The organism is Massilia sp. CFBP 13721 (assembly GCF_014842025.1).
Classification (GTDB): domain Bacteria; phylum Pseudomonadota; class Gammaproteobacteria; order Burkholderiales; family Burkholderiaceae_D; genus Telluria.
Window position 1 is genome coordinate 203,119 of the sequence record NZ_JACYUY010000001.1, and the last position, 22,583, is coordinate 225,701.

General features: G+C 67.4%; 16 protein-coding genes. 5 read left to right on the forward strand and 11 right to left on the reverse strand.

Features of this window, described 5'->3' with window-relative positions; all coding sequences use genetic code 11:
• Window positions 1-317: 317 nt before the first annotated feature.
• The 3 genes from IFT60_RS00855 to IFT60_RS00865 form a co-directional block, all read right to left on the reverse strand.
• Window positions 318-1,019: a pirin family protein gene (locus IFT60_RS00855; protein WP_192048457.1), complete on the reverse strand. Its 702-nt coding sequence runs from the start codon at window positions 1,017-1,019 to the stop codon at window positions 318-320.
• Between the two features lie 157 nt (window positions 1,020-1,176).
• On the reverse strand, window positions 1,177-1,761 hold the full coding sequence (locus tag IFT60_RS00860; protein WP_192048459.1) for a flavin reductase family protein: 585 nt from the start codon (window positions 1,759-1,761) through the stop codon (window positions 1,177-1,179).
• Window positions 1,758-2,702 (reverse strand): LysR family transcriptional regulator, encoded by a 945-nt coding sequence (locus tag IFT60_RS00865; RefSeq protein WP_192048461.1) that lies wholly within the window; start codon window positions 2,700-2,702, stop codon window positions 1,758-1,760. The genes IFT60_RS00860 and IFT60_RS00865 overlap by 4 nt, the downstream gene beginning before the upstream one ends.
• Before the next feature lie 105 nt (window positions 2,703-2,807).
• Between IFT60_RS00865 and IFT60_RS00870 the strand changes: the two genes are divergently transcribed.
• Window positions 2,808-4,037, forward strand: coding sequence for an MFS transporter (locus IFT60_RS00870; protein ID WP_192048463.1), 1,230 nt, complete (start codon window positions 2,808-2,810; stop codon window positions 4,035-4,037).
• A gap of 14 nt (window positions 4,038-4,051) precedes the next feature.
• Here the strand turns inward: IFT60_RS00870 and IFT60_RS00875 are convergent, their stop codons facing one another.
• The 4 genes from IFT60_RS00875 to IFT60_RS00890 form a co-directional block, all read right to left on the reverse strand.
• A complete protein-coding gene (locus tag IFT60_RS00875) occupies window positions 4,052-4,246 on the reverse strand; it encodes a YqaE/Pmp3 family membrane protein (protein WP_192048465.1) in 195 nt (64 codons plus the stop codon).
• An 88-nt stretch (window positions 4,247-4,334) separates the two neighbouring features.
• Window positions 4,335-5,135, reverse strand: coding sequence for a ferritin-like domain-containing protein (locus IFT60_RS00880; protein WP_192048467.1), 801 nt, complete (start codon window positions 5,133-5,135; stop codon window positions 4,335-4,337).
• 122 nt (window positions 5,136-5,257) lie between these two features.
• Window positions 5,258-6,439 (reverse strand): YncE family protein, encoded by a 1,182-nt coding sequence (locus IFT60_RS00885; protein WP_192048805.1) that lies wholly within the window; start codon window positions 6,437-6,439, stop codon window positions 5,258-5,260.
• A gap of 77 nt (window positions 6,440-6,516) precedes the next feature.
• Window positions 6,517-7,329 (reverse strand): creatininase family protein, encoded by an 813-nt coding sequence (locus IFT60_RS00890; protein ID WP_192048470.1) that lies wholly within the window; start codon window positions 7,327-7,329, stop codon window positions 6,517-6,519.
• Window positions 7,330-7,610: 281 nt separating this feature from the next.
• Between IFT60_RS00890 and IFT60_RS00895 the strand changes: the two genes are divergently transcribed.
• Both IFT60_RS00895 and IFT60_RS00900 read left to right on the forward strand, forming a co-directional pair.
• On the forward strand, window positions 7,611-8,519 hold the full coding sequence (locus tag IFT60_RS00895) for an alpha/beta fold hydrolase (RefSeq protein WP_192048472.1): 909 nt from the start codon (window positions 7,611-7,613) through the stop codon (window positions 8,517-8,519).
• 276 nt (window positions 8,520-8,795) lie between these two features.
• Window positions 8,796-13,118, forward strand: coding sequence for a DEAD/DEAH box helicase (locus IFT60_RS00900; protein WP_192048474.1), 4,323 nt, complete (start codon window positions 8,796-8,798; stop codon window positions 13,116-13,118).
• A gap of 99 nt (window positions 13,119-13,217) precedes the next feature.
• Here IFT60_RS00900 and IFT60_RS00905 read toward each other — a convergent pair whose 3' ends face one another.
• The 3 genes from IFT60_RS00905 to IFT60_RS00915 all read right to left on the reverse strand — a co-directional run bounded on the left by IFT60_RS00905 (window position 13,218) and on the right by IFT60_RS00915 (window position 16,751).
• Window positions 13,218-14,300 carry a porin gene (locus tag IFT60_RS00905; protein WP_192048476.1) on the reverse strand — a complete coding sequence of 361 codons (1,083 nt, stop codon included), beginning with the start codon at window positions 14,298-14,300 and terminating at the stop codon, window positions 13,218-13,220.
• Between the two features lie 39 nt (window positions 14,301-14,339).
• Window positions 14,340-15,692 (reverse strand): glucarate dehydratase, encoded by a 1,353-nt coding sequence (gene gudD / locus IFT60_RS00910; RefSeq protein ID WP_192048478.1) that lies wholly within the window; start codon window positions 15,690-15,692, stop codon window positions 14,340-14,342.
• A 93-nt stretch (window positions 15,693-15,785) separates the two neighbouring features.
• Window positions 15,786-16,751, reverse strand: a complete 966-nt coding sequence (locus IFT60_RS00915; protein ID WP_374000171.1) for a Bug family tripartite tricarboxylate transporter substrate binding protein — start codon at window positions 16,749-16,751, stop codon at window positions 15,786-15,788.
• 269 nt (window positions 16,752-17,020) lie between these two features.
• Between IFT60_RS00915 and IFT60_RS00920 the strand changes: the two genes are divergently transcribed.
• Entirely contained in the window at window positions 17,021-17,758 is a 738-nt protein-coding gene (locus IFT60_RS00920; protein ID WP_192048480.1) for a FadR/GntR family transcriptional regulator, read from the forward strand.
• 233 nt (window positions 17,759-17,991) lie between these two features.
• The gene (locus IFT60_RS00925) at window positions 17,992-18,690 is read left to right on the forward strand and encodes a FadR/GntR family transcriptional regulator (protein WP_192048482.1); all 699 of its coding nucleotides are present in this window, start codon (window positions 17,992-17,994) and stop codon (window positions 18,688-18,690) included.
• Window positions 18,691-18,988: 298 nt separating this feature from the next.
• Here the strand turns inward: IFT60_RS00925 and IFT60_RS00930 are convergent, their stop codons facing one another.
• Window positions 18,989-22,537 (reverse strand): pectinesterase family protein, encoded by a 3,549-nt coding sequence (locus tag IFT60_RS00930; protein ID WP_192048484.1) that lies wholly within the window; start codon window positions 22,535-22,537, stop codon window positions 18,989-18,991.
• Window positions 22,538-22,583: the final 46 nt, after the last annotated feature.

Consider the following 22,583-nt stretch of genomic DNA (forward strand, 5'->3'; position numbering starts at 1 on the left):
CCACGCGTGGCGACGCGTACCGGCCACGTACCGCGTTTCGCCCCGGATCCGTGCGTAACGCGTGGGCAGAGCCCACCCTACGATTTGCGCCTTGCTGGCTGGTTCGGCAAGCTTTACCACGCCAACGACATCGTTGCCCGACGAATGTCCCGACCGTAGGGTGGGCTCCGCCCACGCGTTGCAATGCATGCAGGCTACGTACCGTGTTTCGACCCGGATCCGTGCGTAACGCGTGGGCGGAGCCCACCCTACAACTTCAATGCCAGCGTTGACCAACGACCGCGCGGTTCGTAGGTGGGTGGAGCCCACCTACGCTCTTAACGCGGCAGGTCGAACAACAAGACCTCGGCATCCGCCGCGCCATCCAGGCTGACCTGCGCCTCGTCATCGATCCGCACCGCATCCCCGGCCTTGAGCGCCACGCCATTCACGTTCAGCGCGCCGCGCGCCACGTGGATGTAGCCGATCCGCCCCGGCTGCAGCGGGAAACTCACCGTGTCGTCCCCATCCAGGATCGCCGCGTAGATCGACGCATCCTGGCGGATCGAGACCGAACCTTCGCGGCCATCGTTCGATGCCACCACGCGCAGGCGGCCGGTTTTCGAGGCGGCGTCGAAGTGTTTTTCTTCGTAGCCGGCCGGGGCGCCGAGTTCATTCGGCTGGATCCAGATCTGCAGGAAGTGGACCGGCTCGGTCTTCGAGTGATTGAATTCGCTGTGCACCACGCCCTTGCCGGCGCTCATGCGCTGGACGTCGCCGTAGCGCAGCACGGAACCGTTACCCATGCTGTCCTTGTGTTCCAGCGCGCCGTCGAGCACGTACGAGATGATTTCCATGTCGCGGTGGCCGTGCGAGTCGAAGCCGCGGCCGGCGGACACGCGGTCCTCGTTGATGACGCGCAGCGGGCCGACGCCCATGTGGGCCGGGTCCTGGTAATGGCCGAACGAAAAGGTGTGTTTCGAATCGAGCCAGCCGAAATTGGCGACGCCGCGGTCTTCGCTTTTACGTACTTTCAACATGATGCGCTCCTTTTGTTATCGGCCGTTCGAACGATTCGAACCTCGGCGCCTGTCAGGTCTGGCCGTGCCGTGTTGTGCATGTGTTGAATTATGCGCGCCCGTCCGGCGAACAAAAAGCGAGTAGTTTGCAGACCTATCATCGAAATTTTCGAACGGCTTATTCGTCGGCCCCGTGTGCCCGCATCGGTTCGCCGATCGCATAGAAGTGGCCGCCGGCCACGTGGTGGATGCTGCGCCATTCGGGACCGGCATCTTCGAAATGCCAGTGCCCGTCGCGAAACACCCGCTCGTCGGCCCAGGCGGCCATCACTTCGCCGATGAACAGGTCGTAGCTGGCCTGGTTGTGCGGTTCGGGCACCAGGCGGCATTCGAGCCAGGCCGCGCAGCCGGCGACGAAAGGCAGCGTGTCGCCGGCCAGGCGCAACAGTTCGACGCCGGCCTCCGGCAGCTTGTCCGGATGCTCGGCCAGGCTGCGGTTGCCCACTTCGTTGGTCAGGTCGAGCAGCGCCACGGTCGGCACCTGCACCACGAAGCGGCCGCTGGCCTCGACCAGGGCGCGCGTCCTGACCGCCTTGTCGAGCACCACGGTCAGCTTGGGCGGCGCGAAGTCGAGGGCGCAGGCCCAGGCGGCGGCCATGACGTTGTCGATGCCGTCGAAGCGGCTCGAGACCAGCACCGTCGGGCCATGGTTCAACAGGCGGTAGGCTTTTTCTAACGGGACCGGTTGGATGTGCGGGTTCATGGGTTCTCCAAAAAAGGGGTGTGCCTGGCCAGGTGTGGCTCCAGGTGCAGTTCAAGCGCGAACAGCGCCTCGATCCACTGCGCGAACACGCGCAAGCGCGGATTGGCGATGCGTCCGCGCGGGTAGACCAGCGACACCGGCATCGGCACGGACGGCAAGTGTGCCAGCACCGCGACCAGCGCGCCGCTCGCCAGGTGCGCCTGCACCATGTAGGCGGCAGCCTGGATCAGCCCCAGGCCCTGCAGGCCGCAGCTGACGTAGGCGTCGGCGTCGTTGACGGCGATCGCTCCCGCCAGGCGCCGCCGCACCGGTTGGCCGTCGACCATGAAATCCCAGTCGAAGGGGCGGCCGGTACGTCCCGAGAAGTGGACCACGCCCGTGTGCCGTTCCAGATCGTCGAGGTTCAACGGCGTGCCGTGGCGCGCGAGGTAGGCCGGCGCCGCGCAGGTGACGAAGGACATGCTGCCGATCTGGCGTCCGATCAGGGCGGAATCATCGAGTTCGCCCACGCGCAGCGCGCAATCGATGCCTTCGCGCGTCAGGTCGGCCACGCGGTCGCTGAGCGACACCACCAGTTCGATGCCCGGATATTGCGCGTGGAATTCGCCGATGCGCGGCACCACCACCCGGCGGCCGACGGCGCCGGGGAGCGCCACGCGCAGGCGCCCTTGCGGACTGCCCGCCGTGCCGCGGTATGGCGCCTCGGCCGCCTCGACCGCCGCCAGGATTTCCAGGCACTGCGCATAATAGGCGGCGCCGTCGGTGGTGAGCGAAATCGAGCGCGTCGTGCGCAGCAGCAGCTGGGTGCCGAGATAGGCTTCCAGGTTCTGCATGGTGGCCGTCAACGAGGCGCGTGGCAGGTCCAGCGTTTCGGCGGCGCGTGTGAAACTGCCGGCCTCGACGATGCGGACAAAGGTCTGCATGGCTTTGATGCGGTCCATCGGCGCCTCGATTGTTCATGAAAAGCGAATTGTATAGCAGGACTCAGAGTAATTATCTTTCCAATCACCTGCTCTAGAATGGCCACATCTGAACAAGGAATCGCCATGACGCCCACCACCGAATCCATTACTGACATCGCTCCCGGCATGACCCGCCTGCTGGCCGTTGCCGCCGGCCTGATCGTCGCCAGCCTGTACTACGCCCAGACCCTGGTCGGCCCGATCGCGGCCAGCACCGGCCTGTCGCTCGACGCGGCCGGCCTGATCGTCACGCTGACGCAGGTCGGCTATGCGCTCGGCCTGCTGTTCATCGTGCCGCTCGGCGACCTGCTGGAAAACCGCAAGCTGGTCTTCGTCCTGCTGCTGGCGACCTCCATCATGCTGGCCGCCGCGGCGTTCAGCAGCAGCGCCTGGCTGTTCCTGGCGACCTCGCTCGGCATCGGGCTCGGTTCGGTGGCGGCCCAGGTGCTGGTGCCCTTCGCCGCGCACCTGTCGAAAGAAGCGACCCGCGGCCAAACCGTCGGCAAGGTCGTCAGCGGCCTGCTGCTGGGGATCATGCTGGCGCGGCCGGCGGCAAGCCTGGTCGCGGATCACTTCAGCTGGCATGCCGTGTACGGCGGCGCCGCAGTCGCCGTCGCGGCGCTTGCCTTCGTGCTGCGCGCGCGCCTGCCGCAGCGCCGGCCCGATTCCGCCCTGCCGTATCGCCGCCTGATCGGTTCGATGTGGCAACTGCTCACCACCACGCCAGTGCTGCGCCGGCGCGCGGCCTACCACGCGGCCATGTTCGCCTCGTTCAGCCTGTTCTGGACCGTGGCGCCTTTGGTGCTGGCCAGCCCGCTGTTCGGGCTGTCGCAGACCGGCATCGCCATCTTCGCACTGGTCGGCATGGCCGGCGCGGTGGCCTCGCCGGTCGCCGGACGCCTGGCCGACGGGGGCCACACGCTGGTCGCCACCGCCGCCGCGCTGTTGCTGGGCGTGGCCGGCTTCGCGCTGCCGCTGGTGAACCCGGATTCGCGCGCCGTGGCGCTTGGCCTGCTGGTGATCGCGTCGATCGTGCTCGACATGGGCGTGGCGGCCAACCTCGTGCTGGGCCAGCGCGCCATCTTCGCCCTTGGCGCGGAAGTGCGCAGCCGCTTGAACGGGATTTTCTTTGCCCTGTTCTTCGCCGGCGGCGCGCTCGGTTCGGCGCTCGGCGGCTGGGTCTATGCGCACCACGGCTGGAACGCGGCGCTGCTGGCGGGGATGGCCTTCCCGGCGCTGGCACTGGCGTACTGGGTCAGCGAATGGGCCGGCGCGCGCCGAATCACGCGAAGTGCCCGTGTGCCCCTTCGGTAAAGGCGCGCTTCACCTCAGCCCCGATCGAGCCCGGCTTCCCTGATCTTCTTGTCGGTGTTGTACTGGCTGAGCGCGTACACGGCCCAGATCGCGGCGGGCAACCAGCCGATCAGGGTCACCTGCAGGATCAGGCAGATGATGCCGGCCATCGGACGGCCGATCGTGAAGAAGGTGAGCCACGGAAGAATGAGTGCAATCAGAAAACGCATGGGGGCTCCTTTCGGCCTGGTCGGTGAAACGGTAAAAGATCCGTTCGTGGTGACCTTATCACGTATCCCGCAGCTGCCGAGCACTGCATCACGCGAAGCGCGCCAGCTCCTCTTCCGTAAAACCGGCGCGCCGGCGCGCTTCCAGGTTGAACGGGCCTTTCAGGACTGGCGCCTTGTAGCGCAGCACCAGTTCGTCGTAGGTGGCGCGCAGCGGCAGGCCGCGCGCCTGGCACAGGAAGCCATACCAGCGGTTGCCGATCTCGACGTGCCCGACTTCGTCGCGCAGGATGATGTCGAGGATGGCGGCCACCGCCGCGTCGCCGGCCTGGGCCAGCTTGGCGCGCAGCGGCGGAATCGCGTCTAACCCGCGCGCTTCCAGCGTGCGCGGCACCAGCGCCATGCGCGCCAGTCCGTCGCCCTTGGTTTTCTCGACCATCTCCCACAGGCTGTCGTGGCCGGCGAAGTCGCCGTAGGCATAGCCCAGCGTGGTCAGGTGCTGGGCCAGCAGCGAAAAGTGGTAAGCCTCTTCCTGTGACACCTGCAGCCAGTCGGCGTAATAGGCGGCGGGCATGCCGGGAAAGCGCCACAGCGCGTCCAGCGCCAGGTTCATGGCATTGAATTCGATGTGGGCCAGGGCATGCACCAGCATGGCGCGGCCCTCGACGCTCGCCATCGAACGGCGCCCGACCAGGCGCGGCGGCACCAGTTCAGGCCGCGCCGGACGGCCGGGGATCGCGCCCGTTTCATCGAGCATGGCGGCGTTGTCGAGCGTAATTGCGCCGGCTGCAAAAGCCTGCGCGAGTGCGGCGACGCCCGCCGTTTTACGCTGCGGGTCGGTCTCGATCAGGCAGGCGAGCGCTGCGGCGCGCAGTTCGGGTACGCTTTGCATCGTGGTTCTTCGGCGGTCAAAGGCGGCAGTGTAGCAAATGTCGCACCGTCGGGACCCCGGCTGTAGGGTGGACGGGTCTCCCGTCCACGCGTAACCGTAGCGTCCCGCTCGCTTCCCCGAACCTAGCGCAAATTCCCCGTATGCCCCAGCGAATACCGCCCCGGCTGCGGCCAGACCGTCAACCCGTGCGGCTCGCCGCCCACCTTCACCTGGCGCACGGCGCCGTCGCGCGTGTCGATGCGATACACCACGTCGTCGAAGCGGCCCGCCAGCCAGAGCCAGTTGCCGTCGGCGCTGACGTTGCCCATGTCCGGGCTGCCGCCATTCGGGATGACCCAGTGCGCGACGATCTTTTCGCTGGCGAACTCCATCACGTCGACACTGCCCGGTCCGCGTCGCTTGCCGTGGATGCGGTGCGTGCCGCGGTTGGTGATGAACAGGAATTTGCCGTCGCGGCTCGGGTACAGGCCGTGCGTACCAGGACCCGAGGCGAGAAAGCCCACCTGGGTGAAGGTGACGCCGTCGACGATGTGGACGCCGTCGGCCATCATGTCGGCGATGTAGAAGCGCTTGCCGTCCGGGGACACGCGCACGTCCTGCGGCATGCCCTTCCTGGTGGTGCAGATTTCGGAAGCGCCCGGATTGCGCGGATCGAAGCCCTCGCGCACGCGCGTCTTCGGCATCGACAGCTTCAGGTAACCCAGTACGGTGCGCGCGGTGAGGTCGATCTTTGCGACCGCGCCGTCGAACTCGCAGGTGAACAGCGCATAGCGGCCATCGATCGAGAACTCGGCGTGGTTGATGCCGCCGCATTTCGGCACGTCGATCGCGTACTGCAGCGCCATCGTGTGCGGATCGCGGAAGTCGAGCCGGCGCCGTGCCTCGGCCACCACGATGGCCGATTTGCCGTCCGGCGTGAAATACATGTTGTAGGGGTCGTCGACAGCGATCGCCTGTCCCGGCTTGCCGGTGATCGGGTCGATCGGCGTCAGGCTGCCGGTATCCTGGCGCTCGGCATTGTTGGCCACCCACAGCGTGCGCAGGTCCCAGGACGGGATCACGTGCTGCGGACTGATGCCGACCTTGAAGCGGTCGACCACCTTCATGGTCGCCGGATCGATCACGCTGACGTCGTTCGAGCGCAGGTTCGGCACGTAGATGCGCGCCAGGTCGCCGCGCACTGCGGCGCTCAAGTGGCCGGCGCCGATTTCGCTGTACAGGTTGTGCGGGTCCGGCACCGGCGGCATGCCGGCGACAGTCACGAAGGGCAGCGGTGCGGGCAACGGCGCCTTGTTGGCGCGCATGAGCAAGGCGGCGCCGGCAATCAAGGAGAGAACGACGACGGCAGCAACGGTTTTTTTGTAGTGCACGATGGGGGTCTTCAAGGTTGCCTGGTTGAGTGTTGGACGGCGCGGATGGCGGCGACCGACGCCGCGACGATGCGCGCGACGCCCGCCTGGCCGAGCGCAGCCGTGGCGCGGCGTGGATCGCCATCGACGCCCTCGCCGGCCGCGCCGGCGCCGAGCAGGTCGGCGCGCACCAGCGCCGGATCGATCGCCAGCATCAGCGCGGTATCGGCAAGGCCGCCGTGCATGCCGATCTCCGCGGCGCCGACACCGCGGCGCTGGAGGTCGGCGACATAGTCCATCTGCGTCACCCGGTAATACTCGGGCAGCGCATGAACGCGGCAGGCGCCGTCGCGGTTGACGCGGGCGGCGGCCTTCTCTTCGTTGCGCTGGTAGCCGCCATGGTCGCCCAGGAAGAAAACGTCGCGCACGCCATGCCGGCAAAAGCTGCGCGCCGCCCCTTCCAGCACCGCTTCGAAGGCGGCCTCCGGAATCGAGATCGTCCCGGCGAAGCGCATGTGCCCGCGCGGCGGCGCAATCGCCCCCTCGGGCACGTAGGCGACCGTCGGCGCCACCACCGCGTCGCCCAGGCTGCGCGCGATCCGGCCCGCCAGCACGCGGGCGCGCACATTGTGCTTGCCGAGGGCGATATGCGGCCCGCTCTGTTCGGTGCCGCCGATCGGCACCAGTACCGTGGTGGCGCCGGCGGCGATGCGCGCGCGCAGTTCGGGCGAGGTCAGGTCTTCGACGTAGACGCTGGTGGACGGGCCGGCCAGCGCCAGCAGCGGCGCGGCCAGCGTGGCAGCCCCAAACAGCGCGTGGCGCCAGGCGTTTTGCAGAAAATGCATCGTGATTCGTTTCCCGAAAGGGTGGCTGCGCTGCGGACGAAATACCTGCCGTGTCCGCTCGACGCGATTGTAGAGCAAGCAGGCCGGCGCTGCCGTGCGCCGGCAGGTGGTCAGCGAAACTTCGCGCAAGTTGTTGCAAACCTGCCGCGCCACGGGCGACAGTCGCCGCCAGTTCGGACTTTTCCGAAGCTTCATACAGAACTTGGTGGCTACCCTATTCGAGTATCCGGACGCACACTCGGTGGATGGCCGAGGCACTCGCCCCGGACGAGGATTCCATCATGCGCAAACTTCTCCTCACGGCGGCGCTTGCCGCCGCACTGGCCTTGCCGGCATCGGCCGACGTGCAGCCCTTCCCCGCCTCGTTCCAGGCGCGCACGATCCAGGTCGACGGGGCCACGCTGCATGTCATGGTGGGCGGCAAGGGTCCTGCCGTCGTGCTGCTGCACGGCTTCGGCGACACTGGCGCGATGTGGTCGCCGCTGGCCGCGAGGCTGGCCGCCACGCACACCGTGGTCGTGCCCGACCTGCGCGGCATGGGCCTGTCCTCGCATCCGGCCGGCGGCTACGACAAGTGGACCCAGGCGGCGGACGTGCGCGCGGTGCTGGTCAAGCTCGGCATCGACGCGGCCGCGATCGTCGGCCATGACATCGGCACCATGGTCGCCTTTGCCTATGCGGCGCGCTACCCGGACAAGACGCGGCGCCTGGTGGTGATGGATGCCCCGGTACCGGGCATTCCTCCCTGGGACCAGATCGTGCGCAGTCCGCAGCTGTGGCATTTTTCGTTCGGCGGGCCGGATGCCGAACGCCTGGTGGCCGGGCGCGAGCGCATCTACCTCGACCGCTTCTGGAACGAATTCGCCGGCGATCCGAAGAAGATCGACGAGCCGACCCGCGCCTACTACGCCGCCCTTTACGCGCGCCCCGGCGCGATGCGCTCGGCCTTTGCCCAGTTCCTCAGCATCCCGACCGACGTCGAGGACAACCGCAAGGCGGTCGCGCGCCGGAAGCTGGCCATGCCGGTGCTGGCCATCGGCGGAGCCAAGTCGTTCGGGACCAGCGAAGCGGTGGTGATGCGCAATGCGGCGGTCAATGTGACCGAGCTGGTGATTCCCGAGGCGGGGCACTGGCTGATGGAGGAAGCGCCGGAACCGACCATGGCGGCGGTGCAGGGATTCGTCAAATAAGGGTAATCGAATGCCGGTAAGTTGAGCCCAGACCTGTAAGGTGGGCGGCTGTACCTCTTCAGTTTGCGGACCAGAGGCATTTGCGCCGCCCACGCGTTCAGGCAGCCGATGATCCGGGCAGCCGATGATCCGTCGCGAGGTTTCAAAGTGTGTTTGAACGCGTGGGCGGCATTCAGGCCTCGAGTAAGCATGCGTTCAGGGTTTAGCCGCCCACCTTACGGGTCTGAGCACTCTTTCTCGCCTTGCCATCACCGCACTCGCCCCCATCTACGACCGATGAACGACCGCACCCATTCCGAACACCTCCGCCACGACTTCCACCCCGCCGTCGCCGCCTGGTTCGCCGCCAGCTTCCCCGGCGCCACCGAGGCCCAGCTGCGCGCCTGGCCGCTGATCCAGGCCGGGCGTCCGACCCTGGTCGCGGCGCCGACCGGCTCGGGCAAGACGCTGACCGCCTTCCTCGCCGCGATCGACGCCCTGGTGCGCGAGAGCGAAGACGGCGCGCTGCCGGACGAAACCCAGGTGCTGTACGTGTCGCCGCTGAAGGCGCTGTCGAACGACATCCGCGTCAACCTGCAAGGCCCGCTCGAGGGCATCGGCGCCCAATTGCAGGCGATGGGACTGCCGCCGCACGGCATCCGCACCGCCGTGCGCACCGGCGACACCACCACGGCCGAGCGCAACGCGATGAGGAAGCGCGCGCCGCACATACTGGTCTCCACCCCCGAGTCGCTGTACGTGCTGCTCGGCTCGACCAGCGGCCGCGCGATGCTATCGACCGTGCGCACCGTGATCGTCGACGAAATCCACGCCGTCGCCGGCAGCAAGCGCGGCAGCCACCTGGCGCTCAGCCTGGAGCGGCTCGACGCGCTGTGCGGGCGGCGCACGGTGCGCATCGGCCTGTCGGCCACGCAACGGCCGCTGTCCCTCGTCGCCGACTTCCTCGTGGGCCGCGCCGGCGGCGAATGTGCAGTAGTGGACGTCGGCCACGTGCGTGCGCGCGACCTGGCGCTGGAACTGCCGCCGGTGCCATTGGATGCGGTGATGCCGAACGAAGTCTGGGAGCGCGTCTACGACCGCATGCGCGAGCTGGTGGTGCTGCACCGGACCACGCTCATCTTCGTCAACACGCGGCGCATGGCCGAGCGCGTGGCGCGCCACCTGGGCGACCGCCTGGGCAGCGAACACGTCGCCGCCCACCACGGCAGCCTGGCCAAGGAATACCGGCTGGACGCCGAACAGCGCCTGAAGCGCGGCGAGCTGCAGGTACTGGTGGCCACCGCCTCGCTGGAACTGGGCATCGACATCGGCGACGTCGATCTCGTCTGCCAGGTCGGCTCGCCGCGCAACATCGCGGCATTCCTGCAGCGCGTTGGCCGCTCGGGCCACCAGGTCGGCGGCACGCCGAAAGGCCGGCTGTTCCCGACCTCGCGCGACGACCTGATCGAATGCACCGCCCTGCTCGACTGCGTGCGGCGCGGCGAACTCGATGTCCTGCGCATCCCGCGCGCGCCGCTCGACGTGCTGGCCCAGCAGATCGTGGCCGAAGTGGCCTGCCAGGAATGGGGAGAAACCGCCCTGTTCGACCAGCTGCGCGGCGCCGCGCCGTATGCGGACCTGGAACGTTCCCGCTACGACGCGCTGCTGCGCATGCTGGCCGAGGGCTACACCACGCGCAACGGCGTGCGCGGCGCCTACATCCACCGCGACGCCGCCACCCAGTCGCTGCGCGGACGGCGCGGCGGCAAGCTGGCCGCCGTCACCTCGGGCGGCACGATCCCGGAAAACGCCGACTACACGGTGCTGCTGGAACCGGCCGGCCTGTCGGTGGGCACGGTGAACGAAGACTTCGCGGTGGAGAGCCTGGCCGGCGACGTCTTCCAGCTCGGGAATACCTCGTATCGCATCATGAAGGTCGAAGCCGGCAAGGTGCGCGTCGAAGACGCCGGCGGCGCCGCGCCCAACATCCCGTTCTGGCACGGCGAGGCGCCGGGTCGCAGCGACGAATTGTCGATGGGCGTGGCCCGGCTGCGCGCCGAGATCGAGGCGCAGCTGGCATCCAGCAGCGGCGAGGCTGCGCTCGACCGCGCGGTCGACTGGCTGGATGAACACCTGGGCCTGAACGAGGACGCGGCGCGCCAGATCGTCGATTACCTGGCCCGTTCGCGCGCGGCCCTGGGCGCGCTGCCGACCCACGACACGCTGGTGATGGAACGCTTCTTCGACGAATCGGGCGGCATGCAGCTGGTGCTGCACAGCCCCTTCGGCAGCCGCATCAACCGCGCCTGGGGCCTGGCGCTGCGCAAGCGCTTTTGCCGCACCTTCAACTTCGAACTGCAGGCCGCCGCCACCGAGGATGCGATCATCCTCTCGCTTTCGACCAGCCACAGCTTTCCGCTCGACGAAGTCTGGCGCTACCTGAAATCGGCCACGGCCGAACCGATCCTGGTGCAGGCGCTGCTCGACGCGCCGCTGTTCAACGTGCGCTGGCGCTGGAATGCGACCACGGCGCTGGCGCTGCCGCGCTTTGCCGGCGGGCGCAAGGTGGCGCCCCAGCTGCAGCGCATGAAGAGCGACGATTTACTGGCCTCGATCTTCCCGGACGGCGCCGCCTGCCTGGAAAACATCGCCGGCGACCGCGAGTTGCCCGACCATCCGCTGGTGGCGCAAACGCTGGACGATTGCCTGCACGAGGCGATGGACAGCGAAGGCTGGCTGGCGCTCTTGCGCCGCATCGAGACGGACGCCATTCGCCTGGTCGCGCGCGACCTGCCGGCGCCCTCGCCGCTCGCCGCCGAGATCCTCAATGCCCGCCCCTACGCTTTTCTGGACGACGCGCCGCTGGAAGAACGGCGCACCCAGGCTGTGATCAACCGCCGCTGGAGCGACCCGGCCAGCGCCGATGACATGGGCGCGCTCGACCTCGACGCGATCGCCGGCGTGGCCGAGGAAGCCTGGCCGGCGGCGCGCAACAGCGACGAGGTGCAGGAAGCGCTGGTGGCCCTGGCGCTGATCACGCAGGGCGAAGCGCGCGCTCGCGAAGGCTGGGCGCTGTGGCTGGAAGACCTGACCGAAGCCGGGCGCGCGACGCGCGTGCGCACCGATGGCTTGCAGGCCTGGGTGGCGCTGGAACGGCTCGACCTGGTGCTGGCCGCCTATCCCGGAGCCGAGACGAATCCGGTGCTGACGATCCCCGACAGCCACCGCGGCAACGACGGCGTGCCTTGGACGCGCGACGCCGCGCTGGTCGAACTGGTGCGCGCGCGCCTGACGGGGTTCGGGCCGCAGCCCTTGACCGCGATTGCCGTCGCCCTGGCGCTGCCCGAGAGCACGGTGGCGATCGCCCTCGGCGCGCTCGAAGCCGAGGGCTACGTCATGCGCGGGCGCTTCACGCCCGGCGCCGAGGAAGAAGAATGGTGCGAGCGGCACCTGCTGGCGCGCATCCACCGCTACACCATCAAGCGGCTGCGGCGCGAGATCGAGCCGGTCGAGGTGCGCGACTTCCTGCGCTTCCTGTTCGACTGGCAGCACCTGACCGAAGACACGCAGTGGCGCGGCGAGGATGCGCTGCCCCTGCTGCTGGCGCAAATAGAAGGCTACGAAGCCGCCGCCGGCGCCTGGGAGGCCGACCTGCTGGGGCTGCGCCTGCGCGACTATTCGCTGCTGTGGCTGGATGAGCTGTGCCGCGCCGGCAAGATCGTCTGGACCAGGATCGATGCCCCGCGCGCTGCCGCCGGCGGACCGGTGCGGGCGACGCCGATCGTGCTGCTGCCGCGGCGCCAGGTGGCGCGCTGGCACACGCTGCCGCTGCCGGCCGGCCCGCCCGAGGTTTCGCCGCGCGCCGCGAAAGTGCTGGACGCGCTGCGCCGCGACGGCGCCATGTTCTTCGACGAACTGCAGTTCGACGCGCGCATGATGCCGGTCGAACTGGAGGCGGCGCTGGGCGAACTGGTGGCGACCGGCCTGGCGAATGCGGACAGTTTCGTCGGCTTGCGCGCCATGCTGCTGCCGGCGGCCAAGCGTGCCAGCAACGATAAAAAACGCCGCCGCGGCGCCGGGCCGACGATGGAAGAAGCCGGCCGCTGGGCGCTGGTGCGGCGCAGCGAGCCCGAGGAAACGGAACCGGCACGCCGGCGCAAGCTCGACCCCGAGACGCTCGAGTACGTCGCCATGACCCTGCTGCGCCGCTACGGCGTGATGTTCTGGCGCCTGCTCGAACGCGAAGCCGCCTGGATGCCCTCCTGGCGCGAACTGCTGCCGGTCTACCACCGGTTAGAGGCGCGCGGCGAAATCCGCGGCGGCCGATTCGTCGCCGGCTTCTCGGGCGAACAGTTCGCGCTGCCCGAGGCGATCCCGCTGCTGCGCGAAGTGCGCCGCCGGCCGCTCGACGGTGGGCTGGTCTGCATCTCGGGCGTCGATCCGCTGAATTTGTGCGGCACCCTGCTGCCCGGCGACAAGGTACCGGCGCTGGGCGCCAACCGCATCCTGTTCCGCGACGGGGTGCCGGTGGCGACGGTGGTAGCGGGGAAGATCAACTACCTCGTCGATCCGGGGACGGAGCGCGAGTTGCTGCACGGGCGGCTGGTCGGCAGGTACTAGGGTTACACAGGACGTGGCCATTGGATGCGGCGCGGGCGACGAGATGCACGTAGGCGGGCATGCCCGCCCTACGGTACGCTACTGCCGCGGGCACGACAATCAGAACGTATGCCGCACGCCCAGGTTGAACGCCCGATCGCCGGTCCCGGCATCGGTATTGTTCGCCACCGTATAGCCAGCCCCGTTCTTGTTGACCGTATGCCCGTACACCGTATAAATGGTCGAGCGCTTCGACAGCGCGTACAGGTAGCCGATGCCCCACGAACGCGCGTCCTGGTCGAAGCTGGTCCGGTCATCCTTGCGCATCAGGGTCGCGATCACGTTGCCCGGGCCGATCGGCGCCACCACGCCCAGCAAGACCTCGTTGCCGTCGGTCGACGCCGTCGGGCGGCGGAAGCCGTACGGGTTGTTGTTGTTACCCAGCGGGGCGGCGTTGAAGCCCTTGTCGATGCTGACCGCCAGGTAGGCTTTCACCACCTTGAAGTCGTAGTTTGCTGCCAGCAGCTTGTTGCTGGCGTTGCCGCGCACGCTTGGGGTGACGCCGGGCGCGGCCGCCACGTCCGAGTTCTTGTGGTTGTAGGCCAGACGCAGGTTGAGCGGGCCGTTGGCGTAACCGATCGAGGCGCCCATGTTACGGCCGGCCACGCTGCTGCCGGATTGCTCGCCAAAGGCGTAGGCGACGTCGCCGGTGAAGCCCTTGATCGTCGGCGACGTATACATCACCGTATTGCTGGTGCGGACATTGGCGCCGAAGTCCGGGAACACGTTCTTCGAGCCGCCGGCATAGCCGGTCGAGAAAGGGTCGCCGACCTGCGCCAGCGCCTGGTGCCATGGCGTGTACTGGCGCCCGAAGCTCACCATGCCGGCCTTGCCCTTGATGCCGACCCAGGCCTGGCGGTTGAACATGGAACCGGCGCTGTCGACCTCGCCGGTGTCGAGGCGGTGGCCATTCTCGAGCGTGAACACGGCCGTCATGCCGCCGCCGAGGTCCTCGCTGCCGCGGAAACCGATGCGCGAGTACGAGCCCATGCCGCTGCCGATCTTGTTGACGGTGCCCGCCGAACCGCCGCTTTCGCGCAGGAAGCCGGCATCGGCGATGCCGTAGATGGTAACGGTGGTCTGGGCGTGGACAGCACCGGCGGCCAGCGCCAACGCCGCTGCCGCAATCAGGGTCTTCTTCATTGCGTGTCTCCTCGGTTTTCAGGATCGGACGGGCAGCATTCAGCGCACGAAGCTCGGGCGCTTGTTATCGAATTTCCAGCCCGGGTAAATGAACTGCATCGCTTGCGCGTCGTCGCGCACGCCCAGGCCCTTGGCCAGGTAGAGCTGATGCGCGGCTTCCAGCGCTTCCATGTCGATCTCGACGCCCAGGCCCGGTTTCGCCGGCACGTCGATCATGCCGTCGACGATCTGCAGCGGCTCTTTCGTCAGGCGCTGGCCGTCCTGCCAGATCCAGTGGGTGTCGAGCGCCGTGATCTTGCCCGGCGCGGCGGCGCCCACTTGCGTGAACATGGCCAGCGAGATGTCGAAGTGGTTGTTCGAATGCGAGCCCCAGGTCAGGCCCCAGTCGTTGCACATCTGCGCCACGCGCACGGAACCGGCCATGGTCCAGAAGTGCGGGTCGGCCAGCGGGATGTCGACCGATTGCAGCTGGATCGCGTGGCCCATCTGGCGCCAGTCGGTGGCGATCATGTTGGTCGCGGTCGGCAGGCCGGTGGCGCGGCGGAACTCGGCCATGACTTCACGGCCCGAATAGCCGTTCTCGGCGCCGCACGGGTCTTCCGCGTAGGCGAGTACGTGGTCCATGCCGCGGCACAGGCGGATCGCTTCCTGCAGCGACCAGGCGCCGTTCGGGTCGAGCGTGACGCGCGCTTCCGGGAAGCGCTCGGCCAGCGCGGTGACCGCCTCGATTTCGGCGTCGCCCTGCAGTACGCCGCCCTTCAGTTTGAAATCCTTGAAGCCGTAGCGCGCATAGGCCGCTTCGGCCAGTCGCACCACCGCTTCCGGCGTCATCGCCTTTTCGTGGCGCAGGCGCAGCCAGTCGTCTGCCTGCTCCGGCTCGCTCGCGTACTCCAGGTTCGTGACGTTGCGGTCGCCGACGTAGAACAGGTAGCCGAGCATCTCGACGCGCTCGCGCTGCTGCCCTTCGCCGAGCAGCGCGCACACCGGCACGCCGAGGAATTTGCCGAGCAGGTCGAGCAGCGCCGATTCGACGGCGGTGACGGCGTGCACCGCGATGCGCAGGTCGAAGGTCTGCAGGCCGCGGCCACCGGCATCGCGGTCGGCGAAGGTGGCGCGCATCTTGTTCAGCACGCCCTGGTAGTTGCCGATCGACTGGCCGACGATCAGCTCGCGCGCGTCTTCCAGCGTCTGGCGGATCGGTTCGCCGCCCGGTACCTCGCCCACCCCGGTATTGCCGGCGTTGTCGGTCAGGATCACGATGTTGCGGGTGAAGTAAGGCGCGTGCGCACCGCTCAGGTTGAGCAGCATGCCGTCGCGGCCCGCCACCGGGACGACGCGCATGTCGGTGACGATCGGCGCGTTCTGCGCCCCTTGCTGGTTGGTGCTGGACATGATATGGATCTCCGTTCGGTCTTCTTGGGGTGTTTGCGGGAAGAGCGGCTGCGCCCTCTTCCGTGTTGCGTATTGTTTAGCGCAGCCGGGAGCTTAGTCGGCGGTGATCTTGCCGACCTCGATCACGTTCTTCCAGCGCGCCGATTCCAGTTTCTGGAATTGTTCGAACTGTTCCGGCGTGTTGGCGACGATTTCGAAGCCCTGCTCGACCAGCTTGGCCTTGATGTCCGGCTCGTTGATCGCGGCGACGATGGCGCCGTGCAGCTTGGCCTTGACGTCCTTCGGCAGTCCTTTCGGCGCCGCGAAGGCCTGCCACGAGTAGATGTCCACGCCCTGGATGCCCGACTCGGCCAGGGTCGGCACTTTCGGCAGGATCGCGGCGCGGCGCTCGCCGGTGACGGCCAGCACCTTGAGTTTGCCGGCCTTGATGTGCGGCAGCGCGGTATTGATGTTCACGAACGAGACGTCGGTCTGGCCGCCCAGCAGGTCGGTGATCGCCGGCGCGCCGCCTTTATACGGCACGTGCAGGCCGCTGGTGCCGGTCTTCTGCCAGAACAGCTCGGCCGTCAGGTGGTCCGAACTGCCGTTGCCCGAGGAGGCGAAGGTGACCTTGCCCGGATTCTGCTTGAGCGTGGCGATCAGTTCCTGCACCGTGTTCGCCTTGACGTTGGGGCTGGCCACCAGCACGTTGGGCGCGCGCACGGCCACGGTCAGCAGGTCGAAGTCCTTGGCCGGATCGTAGGCCAGGCGCTTTTGCAGCCACGGATTCATGGCGTACACGCCGATCGAGGCGGCCATCAGCGTGTAGCCGTCGGGCGCCGCGCGCTTGACCATGCCGGCGCCGATGGCGCCGGTGGCGCCCGGACGGTTATCGATGATCCACGGCTGGCCGAAGCGGGCCGTGATCTTCGGGCCGATGGCACGGGCGATCGCATCGGTCGACCCGCCGGCCGGGAACGGCACGATGACGGTAATCGTCTTTTCCGGCCAGGCAGCCTGCGCACCGAGCGCGACCGACATTCCTACGGCTAAGCCCAACAGCAATTTTTTGGCATTCATCCTCTGTCTCCTGAATTTCCGCTGCGATCATGTCGTCAGTCGTCTGACGACTGTTTTTTAGTATAACGATTTTGGCGAAGTTCGCAATCCTTCCTTTAACCAGATTGTGGCGTCTGTGAAACCGCCATGCAGTCCGCCTGAATTCTTGCTCATTTGCATTTTCTACCACCGTTCCAGTCGTGCTCGCATGCACTTGTCAGACATCTGACCCGCACTCGGCGTATAATCGCAGCATCCGCAGCAAGCGGTCCGACCAATCTTCAACAATCATGACCCCTACCGCAACGGCACCGCTGAAAAAACACCGCAACCTGGCCCAGGGTGTGGTCGCCCACCTGAGCGACCGCATCAAGGGCGGCAGCCTGAACCCCGGCGACAAGCTGCCGACCGAGTCCGAGATCATGCGCATCCTCGGCGTCAGCCGCACCGTGGTGCGCGAGGCGATTTCGCACCTGCAGGCGGCAGGCCTGGTCGAAACCCGGCACGGGATCGGCACCTTCGTGCTCGAGCCGACGAACGCGCCGATGGGCCTGGACCCGGCAACCATCGTGACGATGCGCGACGTGCTCGACCTGCTGGAACTGCGCATCAGCCTGGAAACCGAGGCCGTCGGCCTGGCCGCCACCCGCCGCAGCGACGAGCAGCTGGCGCAACTGCGCGCCGCCGTCGACAGTTTCGAGGAGTGCGCGCGCCGCGGCGGCGAGACGGTGGCGCCGGACATGGCCTTCCACCTCTTGATCGCGCAGGCGTCCGGCAACCGCTATTTCCACGACATCCTGACCCACCTGGGCAGCAACATCATCCCGCGCGCGCGCCTGAATTCGGCGCATTTCTCGGACGACGAGCCGGGCCCGTTCATCGAACGCGTGATCCACGAGCACGAGAACATCTTCAGCGCGATCGCCCGCCGCGACGCCGAGGGGGCGCGCGCGGCGATGCGTACGCATTTGAGCAACAGCCGCGAGCGCTTGCGGCGGGCGCAGGAGGCGAGCGGGGTTGCGGGCTGACGGGTGCCAATGGCGCTTGCCGCTGCTCGGATGCTGTAACGCGTGGAGTCAGGACTCGACCCTACGATTCGTCGCTATTCGTAGGGTGGAGCCATGACTCCACGGGGGTTGTCGTTCAAATACCGCACGCCCCCTTTCCGCATTATTTCGTTGGTCCACTTGCAACATTCAGCGGACTTAACTAAGATCCTGTAGTTTTTGATCACGCCACCCACTCAGGACGAGCCCGCACCATGAAGAAGACCCCCGCCCCGGCCGAAGCCGGCGCCATTGAACCGCGACTGTACCGGGTGGTATCGGGCAAGATCGAGGAGCTGATCCGCGCCGAGAACATCCGCCCGGGCGAGCGCCTGCCCTCCGAACGCGACCTCGCCACCAAGCTCGGCGTCTCGCGCACCTCGCTGCGCGAAGCGCTGATCGCCCTTGAACTGGGCGGCACGGTCGAGGTGCGCGGCGGCTCGGGCGTGTACGTCAGCGAGCAGGCGACGCCGGTGGCCGAGGTGCCGACCGCCGGCCCGGGCCCGTTCGAGGTACTGGCCGCGCGCCGCCTGATCGAGGTCGAGATGGCGGCACTGGCCGCCAAGCACGCCAGCGATTCGGCGATCGACGCCATCCTGGTGGCCGTGCTCGAGATGGAACAGCACCACGAAGAACGCAGCGGCAACGAGTCGGCCGACCGCAACTTCCACCTGGCGATCGCACGCGCCACCGGCAACAGCGCCATGGTCGGCGTGATCGAATACCTGTGGAGCCAGCGCGGCTCGCTCTGGCACAAGCTGAAGGAACACTTCCAGACCGAGGAACTGCGCCAGCAAACCCTGCTCGACCACCGCGCCATCTTCGCCGCCATCGCCGACCACGACGTCGCCGGCGCACGCACCGCGATGCGGGCGCACCTGGATCGCGTGACGCGTACGTTCTCACGCGGGTGAGCCGGCGTAGCCGGCTTTATGGTTGACAGCGGCGTAACGTAGGGTGGGCACCCGTGCCCACGCGTTACGTGCATCTCACGAATACGCGGCGTTGGCTGTTCGCTCACATGGTAGTCGGTGACCGCGAATACTCGCCATAGCGACTACGGCTTATGTACCACCGAATATTCACAGCAGCCGTTAAAAGCATACGCACGTAACGCGTGGGCACAGGTGCCCACCCTACGGTGCACTGCCGCCGACGAAAAAGCCCCCGCATCCGCGGGGGCTTTTGTCATTGCGTCACTGCTTCAGCACATTACGGCTGCGGATTCCATCCGATCCCGTTACCGTAGGCCGAAAACACCTTGGCCCGCGTCGCGAAATCGGCGTCGACGTCGCTGGCGCGCAGGAGGTAGCCACCCACACGGCGGCTCAGGTCGAGCGGATTGCCGGCCAGGTCGGTGCTGCCGTACTCGCGCCAGCCGCTGGTCGCGTTCGGCGTTACCGGATTCGGCGCCGGCTGGCCGTTCACGCCCTGCCCGGCCCAGCCGGCGGGCGCCACGTGATTGTCCATGCGGCAGTTGATGAAGGCGATGTTGTCCCAGCTCGTGGTGCCGCCGGGGCTGCGCGCGAGCCAGGTGGCGCCTGCCGGCACGTCGCCGGCCAGCGGGCCCGGTCCCGGACCGTGGGTCAGGCTGCTGTTGAGGAAGACGTAGCCCTTGTCGGTCGCCGCCGGTACGCGCGCCTGCAGCACGTAGCCGCCGCTGGTCGGGCTGTTGGTGTCGCCCACCGAGCGGATCTCGCTTTCCTCGAACAGGGCGGCGCGGCTGCTGCCCCAGATGAAGTCGACGTTGCCGGCCACCAGCGAGCGGTAGAACCAGGCCCAGCCCTTGAGGTTGAGCGTGTCCTGCTCGCTGAAGAAGCTGGCGTTCTTCACCACCAGGCGTCCGTCGCTGTTAAAGTAGATCGTCTCCGCCTGCCCCGAAATCGCGGGCGAGCGCAGCGTCGTGTTCTTCAAGGTCAGCGATTCGAGGCTGAGCATGTCCGAGGTCTCGACCAGCATCACCGAGCGCCCGCCTGCCGGACTGGCCGTGGCGCTGGCCGGCTGGCTGGCGCCGGTGCCGCCATTGAAGGTCTCGTGGTTGGTGTAGCGGATCACCACGCCGTCGCGGCTCTCGCCGACGATGCTGACGTTGTCCTTGCCACGCAAGAACAGCAACTCTTCATAGCTGCCGTTCTTCACGCGGATGGTCACCGGCTCGGCCTTGCCGAAGCTTTTCATCGCGTAGCTGAGCGCGCCCTGCACCGTGGAGAAATGCGCCGGACCGTCGTCGTCGACCGAGAGTTCCGAGCCGGTTGGCTGGTCGGCGCGCGTGGTAAACGTCCAGCCGGCCGCCTTGCCGATGCCGGCGAAGGGCGTCCCGTTCAGGCTGGCGCCGGTGAAGACGCCGTCGGCGATCGCCACGTAATACTCGGTGCCGTAATCCAGCTTGTTGCTGTGCGGCTTGATGGTCACCGTATTGCCGACGATCCGGATCGGCGCGACGTTGACCTTGCGCACCTGGTCCTGGCCCGGATAGCCAAGCATGTCGGTTTCGCCGCTCAGGCGGATCACGTCGACCAATGCATCGTCGCGCTTGCGGAACACGCGGATGGTGCCGCCGCTGCCCAGCGTCGGGGCATTGTCGAACACGAGTCTCAAGGTGGCGTCGACCTGGCCAGCGCTGGAACCTGCTGCCGGCATCGCCACGCCCTGCAAGGCGTAGGTCTGGGTCGGCTGCACGAATTGCGGTGCGATCGTCACGGAGATCGACCGCACTACGGTCGAATCCGAACCCGAGCGGAACACGACGTTCGCCGTGCCGGCGCCGACCGGTGCGATCGAGACCGTGTTGCCCTCTTTCGTGACCGTGGCGACCGCCGGATTGTTCGATTCCGCACTGAAGCTGTCGGCCGTGCCGTCGGCGGCGACCGAAGTCACCTTGACCTGCAGTGGCGCGTCGCCCGCTTCGGCGGCCCAGGTGGGCGTGCCGGGATCGAGCGTCAGCTGCACGGGTTTCAGGCGCGGGTCGCCGATGCGCACGTCGTCGATCTGGAAGCTCTTGTTGGCGGTGTACAGGCCGACCCGTCCGCGTGCGGCAAAGCTGGTGTCGGTGACCGAACCGAGGTTTTCGCCGTCGAGGTAGACGGTCAAGGTGCTGCCGATCATCTCGAAGCGCACCGTATAGAACTGCGCATCCATCGCGATTGGTTTGCGCACCTGGCGCGGGCGGCTGAGCGTCCCGGCCAGCATCTTGGCGATCTCGACCTGGGTGCTGGCGGTGCTGTTCTGCACGTTCAGCCCGGCGCCATACCAGTTGCTGGCATCCTGGTAGCGCGTCACCAGGAACAGGTGCTTGTTGCCGGTGGTGCCGTTGGTCATCGGGCGAATCCGCGCCTCGACGAAATAGTCGCCCGAGGGAACCGCGTCCATGGTGCTCGTCTTCAGCAGCGCCAGCACGCCGCCGGTGCTGGCCGCCGTGTATTGCAGCACCTTGTTGGCGCCGCCCGCCACCTCGTCGACCACGCTGAAGGCGCCGTTCGGGCCGGGTACAGGCAGCAAGTCCCATTTCGCGGCGTTACCGCCCTGGAAATCGTCGCAGACGTACAGGCCGCTCGCCGGACAGCTCAGGCTCGGGCCGGTGTCGACGATGACCTTGCCGGTGCCGGAAATGGTCGTGGTGAGCTTGCCGCCGCCGGCCTGCGCCAGCGCATTCGCCTTGACCAGCGCGATCGGGCGTGCGGAAAACGCATACGGCGGCGTCCAGGTCACGGCGCCCGACACGCCGCAGTCGCCCAGCGGCTTGGCGTTCAGCAGCGAACCGCTGTCCTTGAAGGCGCCCGGGATGGTGCCGCCGAAGCTCTGGACCACGTTGCTGCAAGCGGTGGCGCCGGCGACTTCGAAGACGTTGTTCGACGACAGGATTTTTGCCGCATGGCCCACGCCGACGTAATAGCTGGTGCGGTAGACCGGGTGCGTGCGCGAGCCGCTGTAGTAGTTATTGAACAGGTGTACCTGACCGTAGCGCACGCGCGGTGCGCGGCTGGCGACGTCGCGGAACACGTTGTTGCTGAAGGTGACACGCAGCTTGCCTTCGTCGGCAGTGGCACCGTCGCCGCCGCCGACCAGGTTGTTCTTGTTGTGCTCGCCGAATTCGTTATAGGAAACGGTCACGTAGTCCGACGCATTGGTGATGTCGAGCGCGCCGTCGTGGCATTGCTTCACGTGGCCGTTCTCGACCGGCAGGAAATTGTCGGTCACGGGCAGGTCGGTGAAGCTGTTGCGGTCTATCCAGACGTGGTCGGAACCGGACACCGAAATCGCGTCAAAAGCGCTGTTCCAGTTGCCGGTGGCGCCGTCAAGCGGGTCCCAGACCGGGCCCACGTCGCAGGGATTGACGAACTTCAGGTTGCGGATGATGATTTGCGACACGTTCGACAGCACGATGTGGCCGTTGACCAGGCCGGAATTGCGGTCGCCGATCAGGGTCGTGTTGCTTTTCAGGCGCACCGCGCCGCGCGCGGACTGGTCGGCGCTGCTGGTGTAGGGCTTGCCCTCGCTCATGTCGAGCACGCCGGACAGCTTGATGATCTTGCTCGCCGTGCCGCCGTTGGTGATGGCCGCCAGCAATTGCGCGCGCGTGGTGACGGTATAGATCTGGGATTCGATGGCGGCGGAACCGCCGACGGTGCCGCCGGCCTGGCTGGCCCAGCCATCGGCCGGGGCGACCTGGCGCGCCGGATCGATCGCGGCCGCAGCCGCAGCCTGGCCGGCAGTCGCTATGAATGCAAGGCAGAGCGCTGCCTTGAAACTGTTGTTTCGCATGGTGTACTCCTGTGTGCAGGAAAGAGGTGAGTCGGCCGTTGCCGCG

Bases quoted from the DNA above. Each gene is read 5' to 3' on its own strand.
- IFT60_RS00930 (WP_192048484.1), bottom strand. From the start codon at position 22,537: ATGCGAAACAACAGTTTCAAGGCAGCGCTCTGCCTTGCATTCATAGCG.
- IFT60_RS00905 (WP_192048476.1), bottom strand. From the start codon at position 14,300: ATGAAGAAGACCCTGATTGCGGCAGCGGCGTTGGCGCTGGCCGCCGGT.
- IFT60_RS00925 (WP_192048482.1), top strand. From the start codon at position 17,992: ATGAAGAAGACCCCCGCCCCGGCCGAAGCCGGCGCCATTGAACCGCGA.
- IFT60_RS00915 (WP_374000171.1), bottom strand. From the start codon at position 16,751: ATGAATGCCAAAAAATTGCTGTTGGGCTTAGCCGTAGGAATGTCGGTC.
- IFT60_RS00890 (WP_192048470.1), bottom strand. From the start codon at position 7,329: ATGCATTTTCTGCAAAACGCCTGGCGCCACGCGCTGTTTGGGGCTGCC.
- IFT60_RS00920 (WP_192048480.1), top strand. From the start codon at position 17,021: ATGACCCCTACCGCAACGGCACCGCTGAAAAAACACCGCAACCTGGCC.
- IFT60_RS00875 (WP_192048465.1), bottom strand. From the start codon at position 4,246: ATGCGTTTTCTGATTGCACTCATTCTTCCGTGGCTCACCTTCTTCACG.
- IFT60_RS00895 (WP_192048472.1), top strand. From the start codon at position 7,611: ATGCGCAAACTTCTCCTCACGGCGGCGCTTGCCGCCGCACTGGCCTTG.
- IFT60_RS00900 (WP_192048474.1), top strand. From the start codon at position 8,796: ATGAACGACCGCACCCATTCCGAACACCTCCGCCACGACTTCCACCCC.
- IFT60_RS00855 (WP_192048457.1), bottom strand. From the start codon at position 1,019: ATGTTGAAAGTACGTAAAAGCGAAGACCGCGGCGTCGCCAATTTCGGC.
- IFT60_RS00870 (WP_192048463.1), top strand. From the start codon at position 2,808: ATGACGCCCACCACCGAATCCATTACTGACATCGCTCCCGGCATGACC.
- IFT60_RS00880 (WP_192048467.1), bottom strand. From the start codon at position 5,135: ATGCAAAGCGTACCCGAACTGCGCGCCGCAGCGCTCGCCTGCCTGATC.
- IFT60_RS00885 (WP_192048805.1), bottom strand. From the start codon at position 6,439: ATGCGCGCCAACAAGGCGCCGTTGCCCGCACCGCTGCCCTTCGTGACT.
- IFT60_RS00865 (WP_192048461.1), bottom strand. From the start codon at position 2,702: ATGGACCGCATCAAAGCCATGCAGACCTTTGTCCGCATCGTCGAGGCC.
- IFT60_RS00860 (WP_192048459.1), bottom strand. From the start codon at position 1,761: ATGAACCCGCACATCCAACCGGTCCCGTTAGAAAAAGCCTACCGCCTG.
- gudD (WP_192048478.1), bottom strand. From the start codon at position 15,692: ATGTCCAGCACCAACCAGCAAGGGGCGCAGAACGCGCCGATCGTCACC.